The following is a 15431-nucleotide window of genomic DNA, read 5'->3' as shown; positions in this document are numbered from 1 at the left end:
AAGATTTTTACAGATAAATAAATTCAGTAAAACCGCTTGCAGACGGTGCATCGAATGTGTACAAACGCAATCCTTAATAGCTGTACGTGGTTGTGCAGCTGAAGCGAGCGCTTGACACCTGCCTGTGGAAAGCCAAAGCGGATTGTTCAATAACGAACGAATAGAAAGGCAATATCATGTCAGAAAAGACAGTGACGATTCAGGACCTGCTGAATGCAGGGCTGCACTTCGGTCATCAGACCAAACGCTGGAATCCTAAAATGAAACGCTTCATTCATGGCGTCAAAAGCGGGATTTATATTATCGACCTCCAGAAAACCCTGGTGCACCTGAAAATGGCGCAGGAGTTCCTGAACGATACCGTGATGGGTGGACGTAAAATCCTGTTCGTCGGTACGAAAAAACAGGCGCGCACGGTGTTTCAGGAAGCGGCTGAACAAGCCAATCAGCCGTACGTGGTTTACCGCTGGCTCGGCGGAATGCTCACCAACAATCAGACGGTGCGCCAGAGCGTAAAACGTATGGAAGAGCTTCAGGAGCTGTTCGCAGACGAACAAAAACTGAAAGCCTATCCAAAAAAGGAGCTTTCTACCCTGCGCCGTGAACTGAATAAACTTGAACGCAACCTCACCGGTGTAAAACATATGACATCGCTGCCGGGTGCGCTGCTCGTGGTTGACATCTGCCGTGAAAAGCTGGCGATTGCGGAAGCTCAGCGCCTTGGAATTCCAGTGGTGGCACTGGTTGACACCAACGCTGATCCGGATTTAGTTGACTATCCGATCCCGGGCAACGACGACTCCATCCGTTCGCTCACGCTGATCGCCGAAGTTCTCGGCGGTACGATTGCCGAAGCGAACGATACGTTCACCAAACAGAAAGCGGCCGAAGACAAACGCCGTAAAGAGCAGGAGGAAGCGGATCGTAAGGTCGCCGAAGCCGCCCGCGCCGAGCGCAAGGCTAAAGAAGAAGAAGAGAGGAAAAAACGCGCTAAAGTGCTCGAAAAACTGAAAAAAGAAAAAGATAAAGCCAAAGCCGAGAAAGCAAAAAAAGAGCCGCAAGTTGAAAAAGCACCGAAAGCCGAAAAAACTGAAGTGAAAAAAGAAGCGGCGGCTCCTGCTCCGGCAGAGGAAGCACCGACAGCCGAAGAAGCGCCGGTAGCCACAGAAGCAGCGGCGGCGGAAGAAACTCCGGCAGTAGAATAATTTAAAATAGAGAGGATCATATTATGTCAGTAGAAATCAGCGCAAAACTCGTCAAAGAACTGCGCGACGCAACCAATGTCAGCATGATGGAGTGCAAACGCGCCCTGCAGGAAGCCGGCGGAGATAAAGAACAGGCATTCAAACTGCTCCGCGAACGCGGCATGGCTGTCGCGGCTAAAAAAGCTGATCGCGTAGCCAAAGATGGAAAAATTAATGCAAAAGTTGCGCCGGACGGAAAGAGCGGCGTGATGATCGAAGTGAACTGCGAGACCGATTTTGTAACGCGCACCGATAACTTCCAGGCATTCGTTGGCGAGCTCACCGAAAAAGCGATGTGCTCTGCTGCCGATAATCCGGCGGAAGAGTTTAAAGCGGATATCACTGCCAAGATCGCTGAAATCGGCGAAAATATTATTCTGCGCAAAAGTGTGAAATATGTCGTCGACGGCACCGGTGCAGTTTCCAGCTATATCCACCTCGGCGGGAAAGTCGGCGTGCTGGTTGAATTTGCATTCGAAAAAGCCGAAACATTCCATGACGACAAGTTTAAAGAACTCGCTATGGATATCTGCCTGCATGTTGCCGCTGCCAATCCGCTCGCACTGAACCGTGATGGTATTCCGGCACAGATCGTCGATGATGAAAAAGCACTGTTCGCCAAACAGGTGGAAGGCAAACCGGCAAATATTGTTGAAGGCATTCTCGCCGGCAAACTCAATAAGTTCTACGCAACCCACACGCTGCTGGAACAGGCCTTTGTGAAAGACGATAAAATCAGTGTTACGCAGCTGCTCGCAGCGAAAGGCAAAGAGATCGGCGATAACATCACGGTCACACGCTACACCCGCTGGGCGCTCGGCGAAGCGTAATTCAACATTGTGTTTCACAGTCAAAGTCGTTCTGAATTTTTGGAACGGCTTTTTTATTACCGGGAATAGAAAAACTCATGCGAACAGAAAGATCGCCAGGACCGCAATTTTTTGACGGGAGTAACAGAATTTAAACCGCGGATAACACAAATATAAACGGATTATTTTTCGAAGGAATAAAAACGAATTGGGAGAGACGGCGGCTTTGCCCTCCACGGTTGCCGGGGTCAACGACCCTCCATAATTTTTTTATCCGTCTATCATCCGCGTCATCCGCGGTGACAATCTTCGCGTGTTTCGCGAACTTTTTGTTTAAAAATTTAACAGGAAGATCGCCAAGGCCGCCAAGGGCTCTAACGAATTTATGCAATACGACCAATCCGTCTGATTTTACCGGGTACACTTTTTTATTTCTGACACCCCGGACAAAAGACGGTGGTGCGCTGAGCGACGGTGATTTTTTCGAGCGGTATGCCGCAACTTTCACACGGTTCACCGGCGCGGCCGTAGGCTTTGACTTTGACCCGATAGCCGCCGGACTCGCCGTTGAGATCCGTAAAGTTGCCCTGACCGTCACCGAGCGAAGTGCCTTTATTTTTTACACCGGCGCGAATGACTTTTACAACCGCGCGGTAAAGCTGCTCACGCTCTGTTGGCGTTAATGTTCCGGATTTGCGCAACGGATGCAGCTTGGCTTCGAACAGTGCTTCGTCGGCATAAATATTGCCGACGCCGGCGATGAATTCCTGATCGAGCAATAATGCTTTGAGCGCTTTATTCTTTTTAGTGAACTGCTCAAAAAACTCTTTTTTGGTGACGGTGAGCGCATCAGGTCCAAGTTTTTCCGGAGCGCCGGCGGCAAGTTTCCACCGTCCGAATTTACGCGGATCGCGGAAGTGCAGATTGAGTCCACCGGAAAGTTTTAAAACGGCGCGGTCGTGCTGACCTTTTTTCAGCCTGCCGGTGGAGAGATAAAATCCGCCGGTCATGCGCAGGTGAACGAGCAGGTTTTCTTTACCGGTGAGCTGAAAGATTAACCATTTGCCGTGCCGGTCGAGTTTTTTAATGGTGCGGTGCAAAAGGCGTTTAGAAAATTCCGGCGGTGCAACCGGTTCACACAGGCGGTACCAGTTGATTTCAACGCCGGTGATTTTACGCCCTTCAATTCCGGCGGCGCAGAGCTGCCGCCGGATGGTTTCAACTTCAGGCAGTTCAGGCATAATGATCTTCCGGCGTTACAGGATGTTTCGGATCGCCGGCGAGAAAGAGCGGTTGCGGCGGGAATGCAAACTCAATGCCCTCCTCTTTAAAGCGCCGGAGAATAGCGAGGTTAAAAGCCTGATCAAATTTCATGAACGGAATATAATCCGCTGGTGTAAACCAGTAAACAACCAGGATATTGAGCGCAGTCGCGGTGAAGTTATTAAAGAATGCCTGCGGCGGAGAATTTGGATCGAGATGTTCATTTTTACGGTGGAGTTCTTCTTGGATGATTTCAATGGCGCGCTCCACTTTTTCTGGCGGCGTATTGTAGGTGAGTGAAATATTTGCAATGCGTTTAATGTTCGGCCGGCGGCTGATGTTACAGATGGTTTTACTGGCGAGGTCGCCGTTGGGAATGGTGACAAAATACCCGTTGAGCGTGCGCAGCCGTGTCGAGCGCATGCCGACTTCTTCTACCACGCCATCCTGATCATCCACCGTGATCCGGTCGCCGACTTGAAACGGATGGTCGGAGAAGATGACGATAGAGCCGAAAAAGTTTTTGAGTGTATCCTGTGCGGCCAATGCAACGGCGAGTCCGCCGACACCGAGTCCGGCGAGAATCGAGGTGATCGGCTTGTCGCTCAACTGCTGAATAATCTGCACCGCGCCGAGCAGCACAACAACAATGCGCAGTGTTTTGCGAACGAGCGGCGAAATCATCTCTTCAAGGGTAGAGCGCTTCCGGCGGCTGATGAGACGAATCCAGTAGTCATTCAGTTCGATGGCCTGATAGATCACATAGGTGATGGTGATAATGACGAGTACCGCCGTTAAATCTGCCGGCGCATTTTTATAAATTTTGAGTGCAACGTAAATGCCGGTCATCACCGCCGGAAATACGACGGTGCGCGAAAGCAGCTCGATGGCTGTGCGGCGCAGCGGATTTCCATCCGCCGGAAAATGTTTGTAGCGCATCCGGCACAGCTGTTTTAAAAACCGTCCTGCCGCTATTCCGGCAAATATTGCAATCAGCATAACGATGTATCTCGACAGTGTTGAGTTCATGAGGATCTTCCAGTTGCTTCTGTTGTTGTTTTCAGCCAGTGCGCCGCTTCCGGCATGAGCATGTCTTCCGAAAACCGCCAGCCCCAGTTTCCGCCGGTGATGCCCGGACGGTTCATCCGACCGCCGGCACCGAGAACATCCTGCAACGGCAGAATCGCCCACTTCGCCGGCGCACGAAGTGCGAGTCCGCTCATGCTGCGGTGAATGGCGGCGCCGGCGGTATTCAGATAGTTCTGCACATTATCTTTTTCAGAACCGGCGAGCGAATGAAACCAGCCGGCGGTGGTGTCGTTGTCGTGTGTGCCGGTGTAAATCACCTGATTTTTTTCAACGCCCTCAGGACGGTATCCGGCGCGATGCATATCGGTGTCGCCGAAGCGGAACTGCAAAACCTGCATGCCGGGAAAACCGCATGCTGTGCGCAGCGCTTCAACGTCGTCGGTGATGAGGCCAAGATTTTCGGCGATAACATGTTCATCCAGCGTGAATTTATTTCCGAAGTCCGGCAGCGCGCGCAGATTTTTTTCGAGCTGCTGAAAAAACTGCAATCCCGGCCCTTTCACCCAGCGTCCGTGCATGGCAGTAGGTTCCTCCGCCGGAATCTCCCAGTACCCTTCAAAACCGCGAAAATGGTCGATGCGGACAATGTCCGTTAACTGCAATGCGCGGTGCATGCGCCGCGTCCACCACTCAAAATTTGTTTTACGGTGAAGTGCCCAGTGATACAGTGGATTGCCCCAGCGCTGACCGGTGGACGAAAAATAGTCCGGCGGCACGCCGGCGACTACCGCCGGCGCACCGGCATCGTCTAGAAGAAAGAGTTCGCGGTGCGCCCAGACATCGGCGGAATCGCCGGCGACAAAAATCGGAATATCGCCGATGAGTGAAATATTTTTTTCGTGCAGAAATGCTGTAAATTTTTCCCACTGTTTGGCGAATAGAAACTGCAATACCTTCCAGCGCCGGATTGGTTTTGCCAGCTTTTTAGCCATATCCCGCAGCGCCGCCGGGTGCCGGTCGCGCAGCGCTTCCGGCCAGTTGTTCCACTCGCGGAATTTCTGCTTTTCGCGGATCGCCATAAACAGCGCATACTCGTCGAGCCACGCATTCTCTGTTACGCAGAATGTTGTAAATTCAGCGGTCGTTTCAAATTTATCAGCAACGCGGAAGAGGATTTTTTCACGCGCCGGAATAACTGCTTCAAAATCGATGCGATGCAAATCAAATTCCGGAAACCGGCGGAGCTGCGCTTTGGTTAATAGCCCATCGGCAATGAGTTCGTCAAAACTGATGACAAGATGATTGCCGGCGAATGCTGACAGCGACGAATAGGGTGACCAGCCGTAGCCAACCGGTCCCGTCGGCAGAATCTGCCAGAGCGTCTGACCGGTCGACGCCAGAAACTCCGCAAACGCTCGCGCCTGCGGTCCGGGTTCGCCCATGCCCCACCGCCCCGGCAGTGACGTTATGTGCAGAAGAACGCCGCTTTTTCTCTCAAAATTCATGCGCGGGAGAGTATGGGAATGACGGGAGAAATGCGATGTATTATTTTGCAGTCCTGATGCGCAGACGATCCAGCGGCAGCATATATTCTCGGTCACTCTTATGACCGACTCTGCTCTGTGCCGCAATTCTATCGCAAAATCGTCGATCGATAACTGCATTGCTGATATGAGAACTGCCTTAATTTGTACAGTGATACACGTTCTTTTACGATTGCGGTTGAATCATTCCGCAACCCTGCTATTAAAGCGGCGAAATGAATCAACCGGCACATGGACTTTCTGACGCTCAAATTCGCAAAGGATTACGGATCAATATTTTTGCGGCCGGCATCGGTATCTTCTGGTTCGCAACGATCAACGGCCTGCCGCTGATTATGATTCTTGAAGCGCTCGGCGCAACCGGCGTGATGATCGGCATGATTTCCATGCTGAATCAGGCAGCCATGCTGATTCAAATTCCGGCGGCGCTGATTGCCGACCGCCTCACATACCGCAAACCGTTCTGGATGAGCACATCGGGACTGGCTCGTCTGATCTGGATTATTCCGGCGCTGCTGCTCTTTTTACCGCTGAGCAAACTTACAATCGCCGGCGTTGCGCTGATTACCGTCGGCATCAGCGCCCTCCTCACGCAATCCAGCTCACCGTGCTGGTGGAGCTGGATGGCGGATATGATTCCCGACGAACGGCGCAACCGTTTCTGGAGTTTGCGCCAGGGCACCTGTATGACGGGAATGCTGATTACATTTGCATTGTGCGGCTGGTTTTTCGATCTGTTTCCCGCCGGCGCGCAAACCGGATTCGGCATCTTTCTTTTCGCTGCCGCAATTTTCGGCACGGTGGAAATTCTGCTCTACTATAACGTCGCCGAACCGGCGGTACGCAAAGTTCCGAAAGGCATCCCGATCCGCCACCGGATTCTTGCGCCGCTGAAAAACCGTAACTTCCGCAATTTTACACTGCTGCTCGCTGTCTGGCTCTTCGGCGTCGGACTCGTCGGCCCGTTCGCGATGGTGTATCTGCGGCAGGAGTTTGACACACCGTACACCGGACTTGCCGTCATTCAAATTTCAATCCAGCTCGGTTCCGTCATTGCCGCATTCGGTTCCGTGGCATTAATCCGGCGCTTCGGCATCCGCAACTTCGGCATTTTAACGACGGCGCTCGCACCGCTCACAAGTATTGCGTGGTTCTTCATTTCCACCGCACCCGCCGCATACGGTCTGCCGCAATATTTAATTCTGATCACACTCAACTCGCTCTTCAACGGCAGCGTGTTCGCATCGCTCGGCGTCTATCAGGTCAACATGCTCACCGCCATTGTTCCGCGCAATGGACGTACCACCGCGATGGCGATGCACTGGAGCATTGCCGGAATATTTTCCGCACTCGCGCCCATCATCGCCGGCGCAATTAAAGATGGACTCGCCGGCTGCAAAATTGCACTCACTCTTTCCGGCGATGTCAATTGTTCCTTCTATCACGTTCTGCTCATTCTGCACGCCGGACTCATCTGGTCGATCGCGTTGCCGCTCGCCCGCAGTATCGATCGCGATACCGACGTACGCCTTGGCAAGACTCTCACGCATATTTTCATTATCAACCCGCTGCGCATGACGCGCGACTTCTACGGATTTAACGGCGCAGTACTCTCTGCAATCGGCAGCAAGACCAGGAAAACTATCATCCAGTCTGCAACCAAAACACGACGCACCATCCGGAAAATTATGCGCGACAGCTCGCATCATAATCTGCCGCCGGAAGTGTAACAGTCGCAAGCCCGAAGATTTTAACGTCAAAGGTCAAAAAACGAAAACATAATTTTCAGACCTTCGACCTGTGACTGAATAAAGAAAATATTTCATCCGGTACACTGAGAGTGCCATAACCGGTGCCGATTTTTATATACGGCGTATGTTTACCGTGAAAGTCGCTGCCGCCGGTGGCAATTAAATTATATTTTTTACTCAGCTGTAAAAATGCAGCAGACTGCGATTCTTTATGCGATGCATGCCAGACTTCCAGTCCGGCGAGTCCATGCGGCAAAAGCCGTTCAATTAACCGCCGGAGCGCACCGCTGGAAATATCCATCTGTCCCGGATGCGCAATCACTGGAAATCCACCGGCGTTGCGAATTAATTCAATACACTGTTCCGGCGGAAACCGCTGCCGCTCAGCATACGCCGCCCGTCCTTTTCCGAGCAGCTGCATAAAAACTTTTTTTATGGTTTTAAAATGGCCGGCGTTAACCAGTGCGGCAGCGAAATGAGGCCGGCCGATCATCTTATCGCCGGCAAGTTTTTGCATATCACTCATTGTCAGCTCGTAACCGAGACGGTTGAGGTTGCTAAGAATCTGTTCGTTGCGTTCCGCCCGCGCGATGCAAATGAATTCGAGTGCAGTTTGCAGTTCAGCATTCTGCAACTCAAAGTCATAACCAAGAATATGCAGCGGCACCGCACCGAAATCAGCGCTTAATTCAATTCCCGTAACGGTTTTGATAGAAACGCGCTGCGCCGCAGCGGCAAAGCGCTTCTGTCCGGCAGTCGTATCATGATCCGTCAGGGCTGCCGCGTATAAACCGGCAGCGGATGCCAATTCAATCAGTTCTTCCGGCGTATTCGTGCCATCGGAAAAAATAGAATGGAGATGCAGATCAATCACTGTAAAAAATTCTTTCTATCTTCTTTCATTTCAGCTCATGCCGCTTTTCATTGGTCAACCGGCACCAATTTTGGTTTAATGAAAAATAATTTTTAACTTAACGAGGAGAGTAAAACATGGATATCAAACTGGTTGCCAATACAATTCGCGGACTTTCAATGGACGGCGTTCAGGCTGCGAACTCCGGACACCCCGGTCTGCCGCTCGGCATGGCTGATATCGCCGCTGTTCTCTGGACACAGTTTCTAAAACATAATCCGAAAAATCCGCACTGGCCGGATCGCGACCGCTTCATCCTTTCCGCCGGTCACGGCTCGATGCTCATCTACAGTCTGCTCCATCTCGCCGGTTATGATCTGCCGATGGATGAATTAAAAAAATTCCGGCAGTGGGGCAGTAAAACGCCGGGGCATCCGGAATTTGGACACACCGTCGGCATTGAAACCACTACCGGTCCGCTCGGACAGGGTTGCGGCAACGCGGTTGGAATGGCCATTGCCGAACAGATGCTCGCTAAGCGTTTTAACAGCAAAGATCATAAACTCGTCGATCATTTCACTTACGTTTTCGCCAGTGAAGGCGAATTTATGGAAGGTGTTTCGCACGAAGTATTCTCCATGGCGGGTAATCTCGGCCTCGGCAAACTGATTGTGTTCTACGATGAAAACTTTATTTCTATTGAAGGCGATACGCGCATTACGTACACCGACGATGTAAAAAAACGGATGCAGGCCTACGGCTGGCACGTTCAGCAAATCGACGGACATAACTATGAGGAAATCGCCGCTGCTACCGCAGCGGCACAGGCGCAGACAAAAAAACCGTCCGTGATCATCTGCCGCACGACCATCGCCTGCGGATCGCCGAATAAAGCCGGTACGCACGAAGCGCACGGCGCGCCGCTTGGTGAAGAAGAAATTGCATTCACTAAAGCCAATCTCGGCATATCGCCGGAAAAATTCTTTGTGCCGCCGGAAGTTTATGCCGCATTCGCTGAGGCCGCACAAAAAGGCGCTGCCACCGAAGCCGGCTGGAATTCAATTTTCGCAGCTTTTGAACAGGCGAAACCGAAAAAAGCGGCCGAGTGGCGTGCCGGTTTATCCGGCGAACTGCCGAAGAATCTGATGAAAAAAATCGGTGACTTTGACGCCGGTAAATCCATTGCTACGCGCGCTGCCTCGGGCAAAGTTCTGCAGGATTTAGCTAAAGCAATCCCGTATCTCGTCGGCGGTTCTGCTGACCTCGCACCGAGCAATAACACCTATTTGAACGGCATGGGCGATATCGGCAGAAGGTCATTTAAAGGCCGTAACTTCCACTTCGGTGTGCGTGAACTTGGAATGGGTGCAATTATGAACGGCGTCCAGCTGCATGGCGGATTCCGGATTTTCGGCGCAACGTTTCATGTTTTTGCCGATTTTGTCCGTCCGGCAATGCGGCTCGCCGCGCTGATGAATCAGCCGGTGATTTATGTCTATACGCATGACAGTTTTTATGTTGGTGAAGATGGCCCGACACATCAGCCGGTAGAAACAACCATGAGCCTGCGCATTATTCCGAATATGACGGTGATTCGCCCGTCTGACGCCACGGAGACAAAAGCTGCCTGGGTCGCCGCGCTCGAAAACAAAACCGGTCCGACCGCCCTGCTCCTTACGCGTCAGAATTTGCCGGTCTTCGACCGCAGCGAATTTGCGCCGGCAGAAAATCTGCGGAAAGGCGCATACGTTATTTGGGAAAATTCTAAAACCGATCACGACATGATTATGATCGCCAGTGGTTCCGAAGTTTCGATTGCCGTTGATGCCGGCAAAAAACTGGCCGGTGAAGGTAAAAACGTCCGTATTGTCAGCTTTCCGAGCTGGGAACTTTTCGAAGCTCAGAGTGCCGAGTATAAAAATTCAGTTCTGCCGCCGGAAAATACCAGCCGGCTTGTTATCGAAGCCGGCGTAACCAGCGGCTGGGAAAAATATTCCGCCGGCGGAAAAATTATTGGCATTAACCATTTCGGAGCATCCGGCCCCGCCGGGGTTCTTGCCAAAGAATTCGGTTTCACCGTCGATAATGTTTACAGCACCGCGAAGCAGATGCTGAATTAGCATTGCTACAAAAAACACACAAATGGTGGAGCGTTACCTCCCGGCGTGTTGAAAAAATCGGCAATTTTTTAACTGCGGATTACGCAGATATAAACGGATTTTAATTCGTTTTAATTTGCAACTGCGGCAGGGATGCCTCGATGCGACGTCCGCGGCGGGTTCATCAAACCCGCCCTGCCATGTAAAAAAATCATCAATCGGAAATCGGCAATGTCCTTAGGGCATCATGGGTGCCATAAGCGTCAGCATGCCCCAGGCGATCAGACAGGCAACGAATGCGGAGAGCGCACCGATGCCAAGCCACTGAAAGAATGTGACATTAGTTTTAAAGTTTTTTTCAAGCATACCGAGAGCAACGATATTCGCCGTACTGCCGATCAGCGTAATGTTGCCGCCGAAACATGCACCGAAAAGTAACGACCACCACAGCGGCATGACTTTGACGCTTTCGCCGAGCGCCTCAACAACCGGCGCAAAGGCGGCGACAAAGATAACATTGTCGACAAATGCCGATCCAATAGCAGTTGTGGCCATGATAACGGGAATCAGCACATTGAGATCGGTGCCAAAATTTGCCGTGAATCCGTCGGCCATGAGGCGCGTCACGCCGGTATATGCAAGTGTACCGGCGATGGCAAACAGAAGCATAAAAAAGAGCAGCGTCCACCAGTCGACTTCGTTTTCAACATAATGGCGCGCGCGATCGCGTTTAAAGATCATGATAATTCCGGCGCAGGCAAGCGGCGCGACGAGCAGGATGCTGTTCGAGTCAAGCGTGAGCCATTCTTCGAGAGTGTGGTGCAGTGCAATAAAGATGAGCGTTAACAATAAAACGATGAGCCCTTTGATGTAAGGCACCTTGATTTTCGGTACCAGACTGAGGTCGCGCTCCATACGCTCTTTGAGGCGTACGTCAAATTCATCGAGTGCTTTACGGAACCAGAACATGGTGATGACGATACAGGAAGCAAGCGCGACGAGCATGATAGGAAATGCCCAGTAAATAAAATCAGAAAATGTGAGGTGAGCCTTAGTGCCGATATAAATTCCGACCGGATTGCCCATCATGGTTCCGGCGCTGCCGATGTTGGTGCAAAGTACGCAAATGATGATGTACGGTGCCGGATTCAGCTTGAGCCGGTTGCAAACCTGAAAGACGAGTGTGGAAATGAAAATGATGGATGTCACCTCATCAACCGCGCACGCAAGCAGCGCTGAGGCGACAGCGGTGACAGTGAGAAATTTTCTGCCGGTGATTTTCGGAATAGAAATGATACTTTGTACAATCCAGGTAAAAAAACCGAGGTCGCGCAGTGCGCCGACAATGATCATCATGCCGACTAAAAACAGAATGACCGGCAGGGAGGCTTCTTTTACAAAGTGGTCGATGTCAAGTGACCGGGTGAAAATCAGCACACCAATGCCGAGAAATGCGATTGCGAGCCGGAAGCCCCAAAAGAACAGTGTGCCGAGAATGATGGCGAGAAAAACAGATGTAGCGGCGGCCTGCTGGATCGTTAATCCCAGCCTGACGCCGGAAAATCCGATTCCGCCGCTGATGAACAGCAGCGCTGCCATGCGCAACATCATCTGTTTTCTGCCGAGTGTTCCACTATGATCATCATTATGCATACTTCCACTCCGCTGTTAAAATTATTATGGAATGTGACCGCGGATTACGCGGATAAAAAATATCTCAGACAGAATTACCGGCTTCCATTTTTATCCAGTGAATTCCATCAAAAAACATCCCTTTTCTTCGATCTTTCTTTGTAAATATCCGTTTCCATCCGTGATATCAGAGGTTCAAGATGTTTTATTTTCGGTGTTTTCATGAAATTCTCCGATGACCCGAAAGTTAAGCCCAGAAAAGTTTGGTTGAAAATCCGCTGAGATCGACTACGCCGATGAGCCGGCGTTTTTCGAGTACATAAATCTGGCGCACATCGCGTTTCAGAAAAATTTTTGCGAGCTGTACCGCCGGCGTTTCCGGTGCGACCGAAACAAAATTTTCGCGCATAAAATCAGCGAGCTTGGTTTCGTTATCTTTTTTCATCATTTCGGCAAACGGCTCAAAACGGAGAATCGGCGTTAAATCCTCCAGCCACAGCAGATGTTCCGGCAGGCTCTGCCGGAGAATATCTTCCGTGCTGACCACACCGCGCATATCGCCCTCTCCATCAATGACCGGCACATCCAGAATCCTGCATGCTGATAAGGTGGCAATCGCTTTTTGCAGCGTATCACTTTCAAGCAGCGTGATCGGCTCACTGTTCATGACATCGGCGGCAACCAGGTAATCTTTTCCGTTTCCGGCGGCGGCATTGAACAGTGCGGTGATTGAATCGGCGGTAGCGGTGGAAATAAATTCCGGCACATTAATATCTTTAAGAATGGAAACCAGCAGTGAAAGTACGCGCAAATAGGAGCTGGGATCATTCTTCGGCGTGAGTACGAGCAGAATCAGATGCACCGGCGGCTGATCAATATCAAAAAGAATTCCGGCGCGCGTCGTGGCAATCGCAATCATCGGCTGTTCACTCCCGGCCAGCCGTGCATGCGGCAGTGCAACGCCGGGCGCAATCACGGTTGGCAGAACATTCTCGCGTTCTTTTAGCGCCGCAATCGCGGCACTGGAATTAAACCCGCCGCCGGACTTTTCAAGTTGTTTGGTGAGAAAATCCAGCGCAGCATTGCGCGTCGTCGCATCAATTTCAAAAATTATATTTTCTTTTTTCAGATAGTTGTTCAGTTGAATGTCCATTCGTACTCCCTGCACTATTATCAATCTTACCGCGGATATAAACAGATGAGTTTTGAACCACGGAATACACAAAGCACACAGAAATAGTCTTCAGTGTTTTCAATGTGTTTCATTGTGAAAAATCCGTTTTCATCCGTGATATCTGCAGTTCATTCATCCAGATATACAGTTTTTAAAGCGCCGGAAAATAAAAAACTTTTTTCATTCCGTTTGCTGTTCGTGCGATTCATCGGTACCTTCTGCCGGATGATTGAAATTCCAAATCAAATCTTACTTGAAGTTTGCACGGCGGCGGCGCATACCACCGGAAATTTTGCATTAAAAAATATCCACCGGCGCAAAGAGGTCGCGCAGCAGTTTGATCACGATATAAAACTGGTGATGGACAGTGAAAGCCAGCACATTGCCGAAAAAATAATCCTCGAAAAATTCCCGGCACATTCCATTCTCGGCGAAGAGAGTGCGACCGAAAATACCGGCGACTATGAATGGATTATTGATCCGATCGACGGCACTGCCAATTACACCAATGATTTTCCGTTCTGGTGCTGTTCCATCGCCGTGCGCCGCAGCGGAAAAATTCTCGCCGGCTGCGTATATATTCCGCCGTTAAATGATTGCTACATCGCAACGATTGACGGACCGGCGCTGTGTAATGGCGAGCCGATTCACCCCTCCGGTATTGCAGATTTAAAACACGCAACATTGTTCACTGGGCTGACAAAAGATATTGATTCGCGCACGATTGAATTTTTCACCGCCGCTGCACCGCGCGTGAATAAAATTCGCATTCTCGGCGCGGCGGCGATTGATATCTGTCATGTAGCGTGCGGACGGTCGGACGCATTTTTTGAAGCCGGACTGTATCTCTGGGATGTTGCCGCCGCCGGACTGATTGCCGAACGCGCCGGCGCATGCTGCACCGCAACTCCGCGCGCCGAAACTCACGGCGTACGTTTTCTCTGTTCCACGCCGGAAATTCATGCCGGACTGAAGCAGCTGGTTGAAAAATATTTTTAAAATATCTGACGCACGAAAGATCTAAAAATTTTGAATCATCATTCACTGAGACTATTGAGCCGGCAACTACATGAAAAGAAGAATCAGTAAAGACGAGCTACACTATTATTATGAAGCGGCTGTGCAGGGTGCTGAGCACGATCTTGACTTTGCAGTCCGCATTTTTAAAACGAAAAACCGGCGCATACCAAAAATTATCCGCGAAGATTTTTGCGGCACTGCCGCCCTCGCCTGTGAATGGGTCAACCGCTCGCCGGAAAATTATGCATACGGCGTGGATATTGATCAGCCGACGCTTGACTGGGGCGCCGAGCATAATCTGAAATATCTGAATGATAACAGCGGCGAAATTGAACTGGTTTGCGGCGATGTGCTGACAACAAAAACACCGGCGGCGGATTTGCTGTTCGCGCTCAATTTTTCCTACTGCATTTTTAAAACGCGCGATCTGTTGCGCACCTATTTTAAAAAAGCGCGTACGGCATTGAAAAAAGACGGCCTGTTCATTCTTGATCTTTACGGCGGCACAGAATCCATTGAAGCAAAACCGGAGCCGCGTGAAATCGAAAAGCACACCGCAACCGACGGCACAAAAATTCCGGCGTTTACCTATATCTGGGATCAGGCCGAATATAATGTGATCAATCATCACGTCATTAATTACATCCACTTTAAAATTCCAGGTGCCGGAAAAATTAAAAAAGCATTTGCCTACGACTGGCGGCTGTGGACACTGCCGGAAATTCAGGAACTGCTGCTTGACGCCGGATTTAAATCCGCCGAAGTTTATCTGCACGGCTGGACCAAAGACGGCGAATCCGACGAAATTTACCGCAAACGTACAAGATATGAAAACTCCCTCGGCTGGGTTGCATATATTATTGGTGTAAAATAAATTCAAATTAATTATACGGCGGCGGCAGAGACGTTTCGATGAGGCGTCCGCGGCGGGTTCATTGAACCCGCCCTACCATTTTTTCATCAATTAGAACGAAACCTTTCCAGGTTTTCAGTTTACAAGTCCTGCCGGACAG

At 50.7% G+C, this 15431-nt stretch carries 12 protein-coding genes; 6 read left to right on the top strand and 6 right to left on the bottom strand.

Going from position 1 to position 15431, the window contains the following annotated elements:
- Positions 1-176 precede the first annotated feature (176 nt).
- On the top strand, positions 177-1205 hold the full coding sequence (gene rpsB, locus WC959_07400; GenBank protein MFA5688957.1) for a 30S ribosomal protein S2: 1029 nt from the start codon (positions 177-179) through the stop codon (positions 1203-1205).
- Positions 1206-1228: 23 nt separating this feature from the next.
- Positions 1229-2074, top strand: a complete 846-nt coding sequence (gene tsf, locus WC959_07395; GenBank protein MFA5688956.1) for a translation elongation factor Ts — start codon at positions 1229-1231, stop codon at positions 2072-2074.
- 407 nt (positions 2075-2481) lie between these two features.
- On the opposite strand, the gene mutM is transcribed toward tsf, so the two are convergent.
- From mutM to malQ, 3 genes are read right to left on the bottom strand one after another with little or no spacing between them, the layout of a single operon-like run.
- Complete coding sequence (mutM, locus tag WC959_07390) at positions 2482-3294, bottom strand: bifunctional DNA-formamidopyrimidine glycosylase/DNA-(apurinic or apyrimidinic site) lyase (GenBank protein MFA5688955.1); 813 nt, start codon at positions 3292-3294, stop codon at positions 2482-2484.
- The gene (locus WC959_07385; protein ID MFA5688954.1) at positions 3287-4345 is read right to left on the bottom strand and encodes a mechanosensitive ion channel family protein; all 1059 of its coding nucleotides are present in this window, start codon (positions 4343-4345) and stop codon (positions 3287-3289) included. Before WC959_07385 ends, mutM begins: the two co-directional genes overlap by 8 nt.
- Entirely contained in the window at positions 4342-5850 is a 1509-nt protein-coding gene (malQ, locus tag WC959_07380; protein ID MFA5688953.1) for a 4-alpha-glucanotransferase, read from the bottom strand. The genes WC959_07385 and malQ overlap by 4 nt, the downstream gene beginning before the upstream one ends.
- A 254-nt stretch (positions 5851-6104) precedes the next feature.
- On the opposite strand from malQ, the gene WC959_07375 reads away from it, so the two are divergent.
- Positions 6105-7619: an MFS transporter gene (locus WC959_07375; GenBank protein ID MFA5688952.1), complete on the top strand. Its 1515-nt coding sequence runs from the start codon at positions 6105-6107 to the stop codon at positions 7617-7619.
- A 55-nt stretch (positions 7620-7674) separates the two neighbouring features.
- Here WC959_07375 and WC959_07370 read toward each other — a convergent pair whose 3' ends face one another.
- Positions 7675-8514, bottom strand: a complete 840-nt coding sequence (locus tag WC959_07370) for a PHP domain-containing protein (protein MFA5688951.1) — start codon at positions 8512-8514, stop codon at positions 7675-7677.
- Between the two features lie 116 nt (positions 8515-8630).
- Between WC959_07370 and tkt the strand changes: the two genes are divergently transcribed.
- Positions 8631-10613 (top strand): transketolase, encoded by a 1983-nt coding sequence (gene tkt, locus WC959_07365; protein MFA5688950.1) that lies wholly within the window; start codon positions 8631-8633, stop codon positions 10611-10613.
- Between the two features lie 216 nt (positions 10614-10829).
- On the opposite strand, the gene WC959_07360 is transcribed toward tkt, so the two are convergent.
- Both WC959_07360 and WC959_07355 read right to left on the bottom strand, forming a co-directional pair.
- Positions 10830-12245, bottom strand: coding sequence for an SLC13 family permease (locus WC959_07360; GenBank protein MFA5688949.1), 1416 nt, complete (start codon positions 12243-12245; stop codon positions 10830-10832).
- Between the two features lie 226 nt (positions 12246-12471).
- Positions 12472-13377: a PTS sugar transporter subunit IIA gene (locus WC959_07355; GenBank protein MFA5688948.1), complete on the bottom strand. Its 906-nt coding sequence runs from the start codon at positions 13375-13377 to the stop codon at positions 12472-12474.
- Positions 13378-13491: 114 nt separating this feature from the next.
- Here WC959_07355 and WC959_07350 point away from each other — a divergent pair, with 114 nt between their 5' ends.
- Together WC959_07350 and WC959_07345 are read left to right on the top strand one after the other, a co-directional pair.
- Entirely contained in the window at positions 13492-14397 is a 906-nt protein-coding gene (locus WC959_07350) for an inositol monophosphatase family protein (GenBank protein MFA5688947.1), read from the top strand.
- 70 nt (positions 14398-14467) lie between these two features.
- The gene (locus tag WC959_07345) at positions 14468-15292 is read left to right on the top strand and encodes a class I SAM-dependent methyltransferase (GenBank protein MFA5688946.1); all 825 of its coding nucleotides are present in this window, start codon (positions 14468-14470) and stop codon (positions 15290-15292) included.
- Positions 15293-15431: the final 139 nt, after the last annotated feature.

The organism is Kiritimatiellales bacterium (genome assembly GCA_041656295.1).
Lineage (GTDB): Bacteria > Verrucomicrobiota > Kiritimatiellia > Kiritimatiellales > Tichowtungiaceae > Tichowtungia.
Note: the sequence above shows the minus strand (reverse complement) of the source record. Positions and strands in the feature narration are given on the sequence as shown.

Excerpts from the sequence above, each read along its gene's own strand:
- rpsB (MFA5688957.1), top strand. The coding sequence starts at position 177 with ATGTCAGAAAAGACAGTGACGATTCAGGACCTGCTGAATGCAGGGCTG.
- tsf (MFA5688956.1), top strand. The coding sequence starts at position 1,229 with ATGTCAGTAGAAATCAGCGCAAAACTCGTCAAAGAACTGCGCGACGCA.
- mutM (MFA5688955.1), bottom strand. The coding sequence starts at position 3,294 with ATGCCTGAACTGCCTGAAGTTGAAACCATCCGGCGGCAGCTCTGCGCC.
- WC959_07385 (MFA5688954.1), bottom strand. The coding sequence starts at position 4,345 with ATGAACTCAACACTGTCGAGATACATCGTTATGCTGATTGCAATATTT.
- malQ (MFA5688953.1), bottom strand. The coding sequence starts at position 5,850 with ATGAATTTTGAGAGAAAAAGCGGCGTTCTTCTGCACATAACGTCACTG.
- WC959_07375 (MFA5688952.1), top strand. The coding sequence starts at position 6,105 with ATGAATCAACCGGCACATGGACTTTCTGACGCTCAAATTCGCAAAGGA.
- tkt (MFA5688950.1), top strand. The coding sequence starts at position 8,631 with ATGGATATCAAACTGGTTGCCAATACAATTCGCGGACTTTCAATGGAC.
- WC959_07360 (MFA5688949.1), bottom strand. The coding sequence starts at position 12,245 with ATGCATAATGATGATCATAGTGGAACACTCGGCAGAAAACAGATGATG.
- WC959_07355 (MFA5688948.1), bottom strand. The coding sequence starts at position 13,377 with ATGGACATTCAACTGAACAACTATCTGAAAAAAGAAAATATAATTTTT.
- WC959_07345 (MFA5688946.1), top strand. The coding sequence starts at position 14,468 with ATGAAAAGAAGAATCAGTAAAGACGAGCTACACTATTATTATGAAGCG.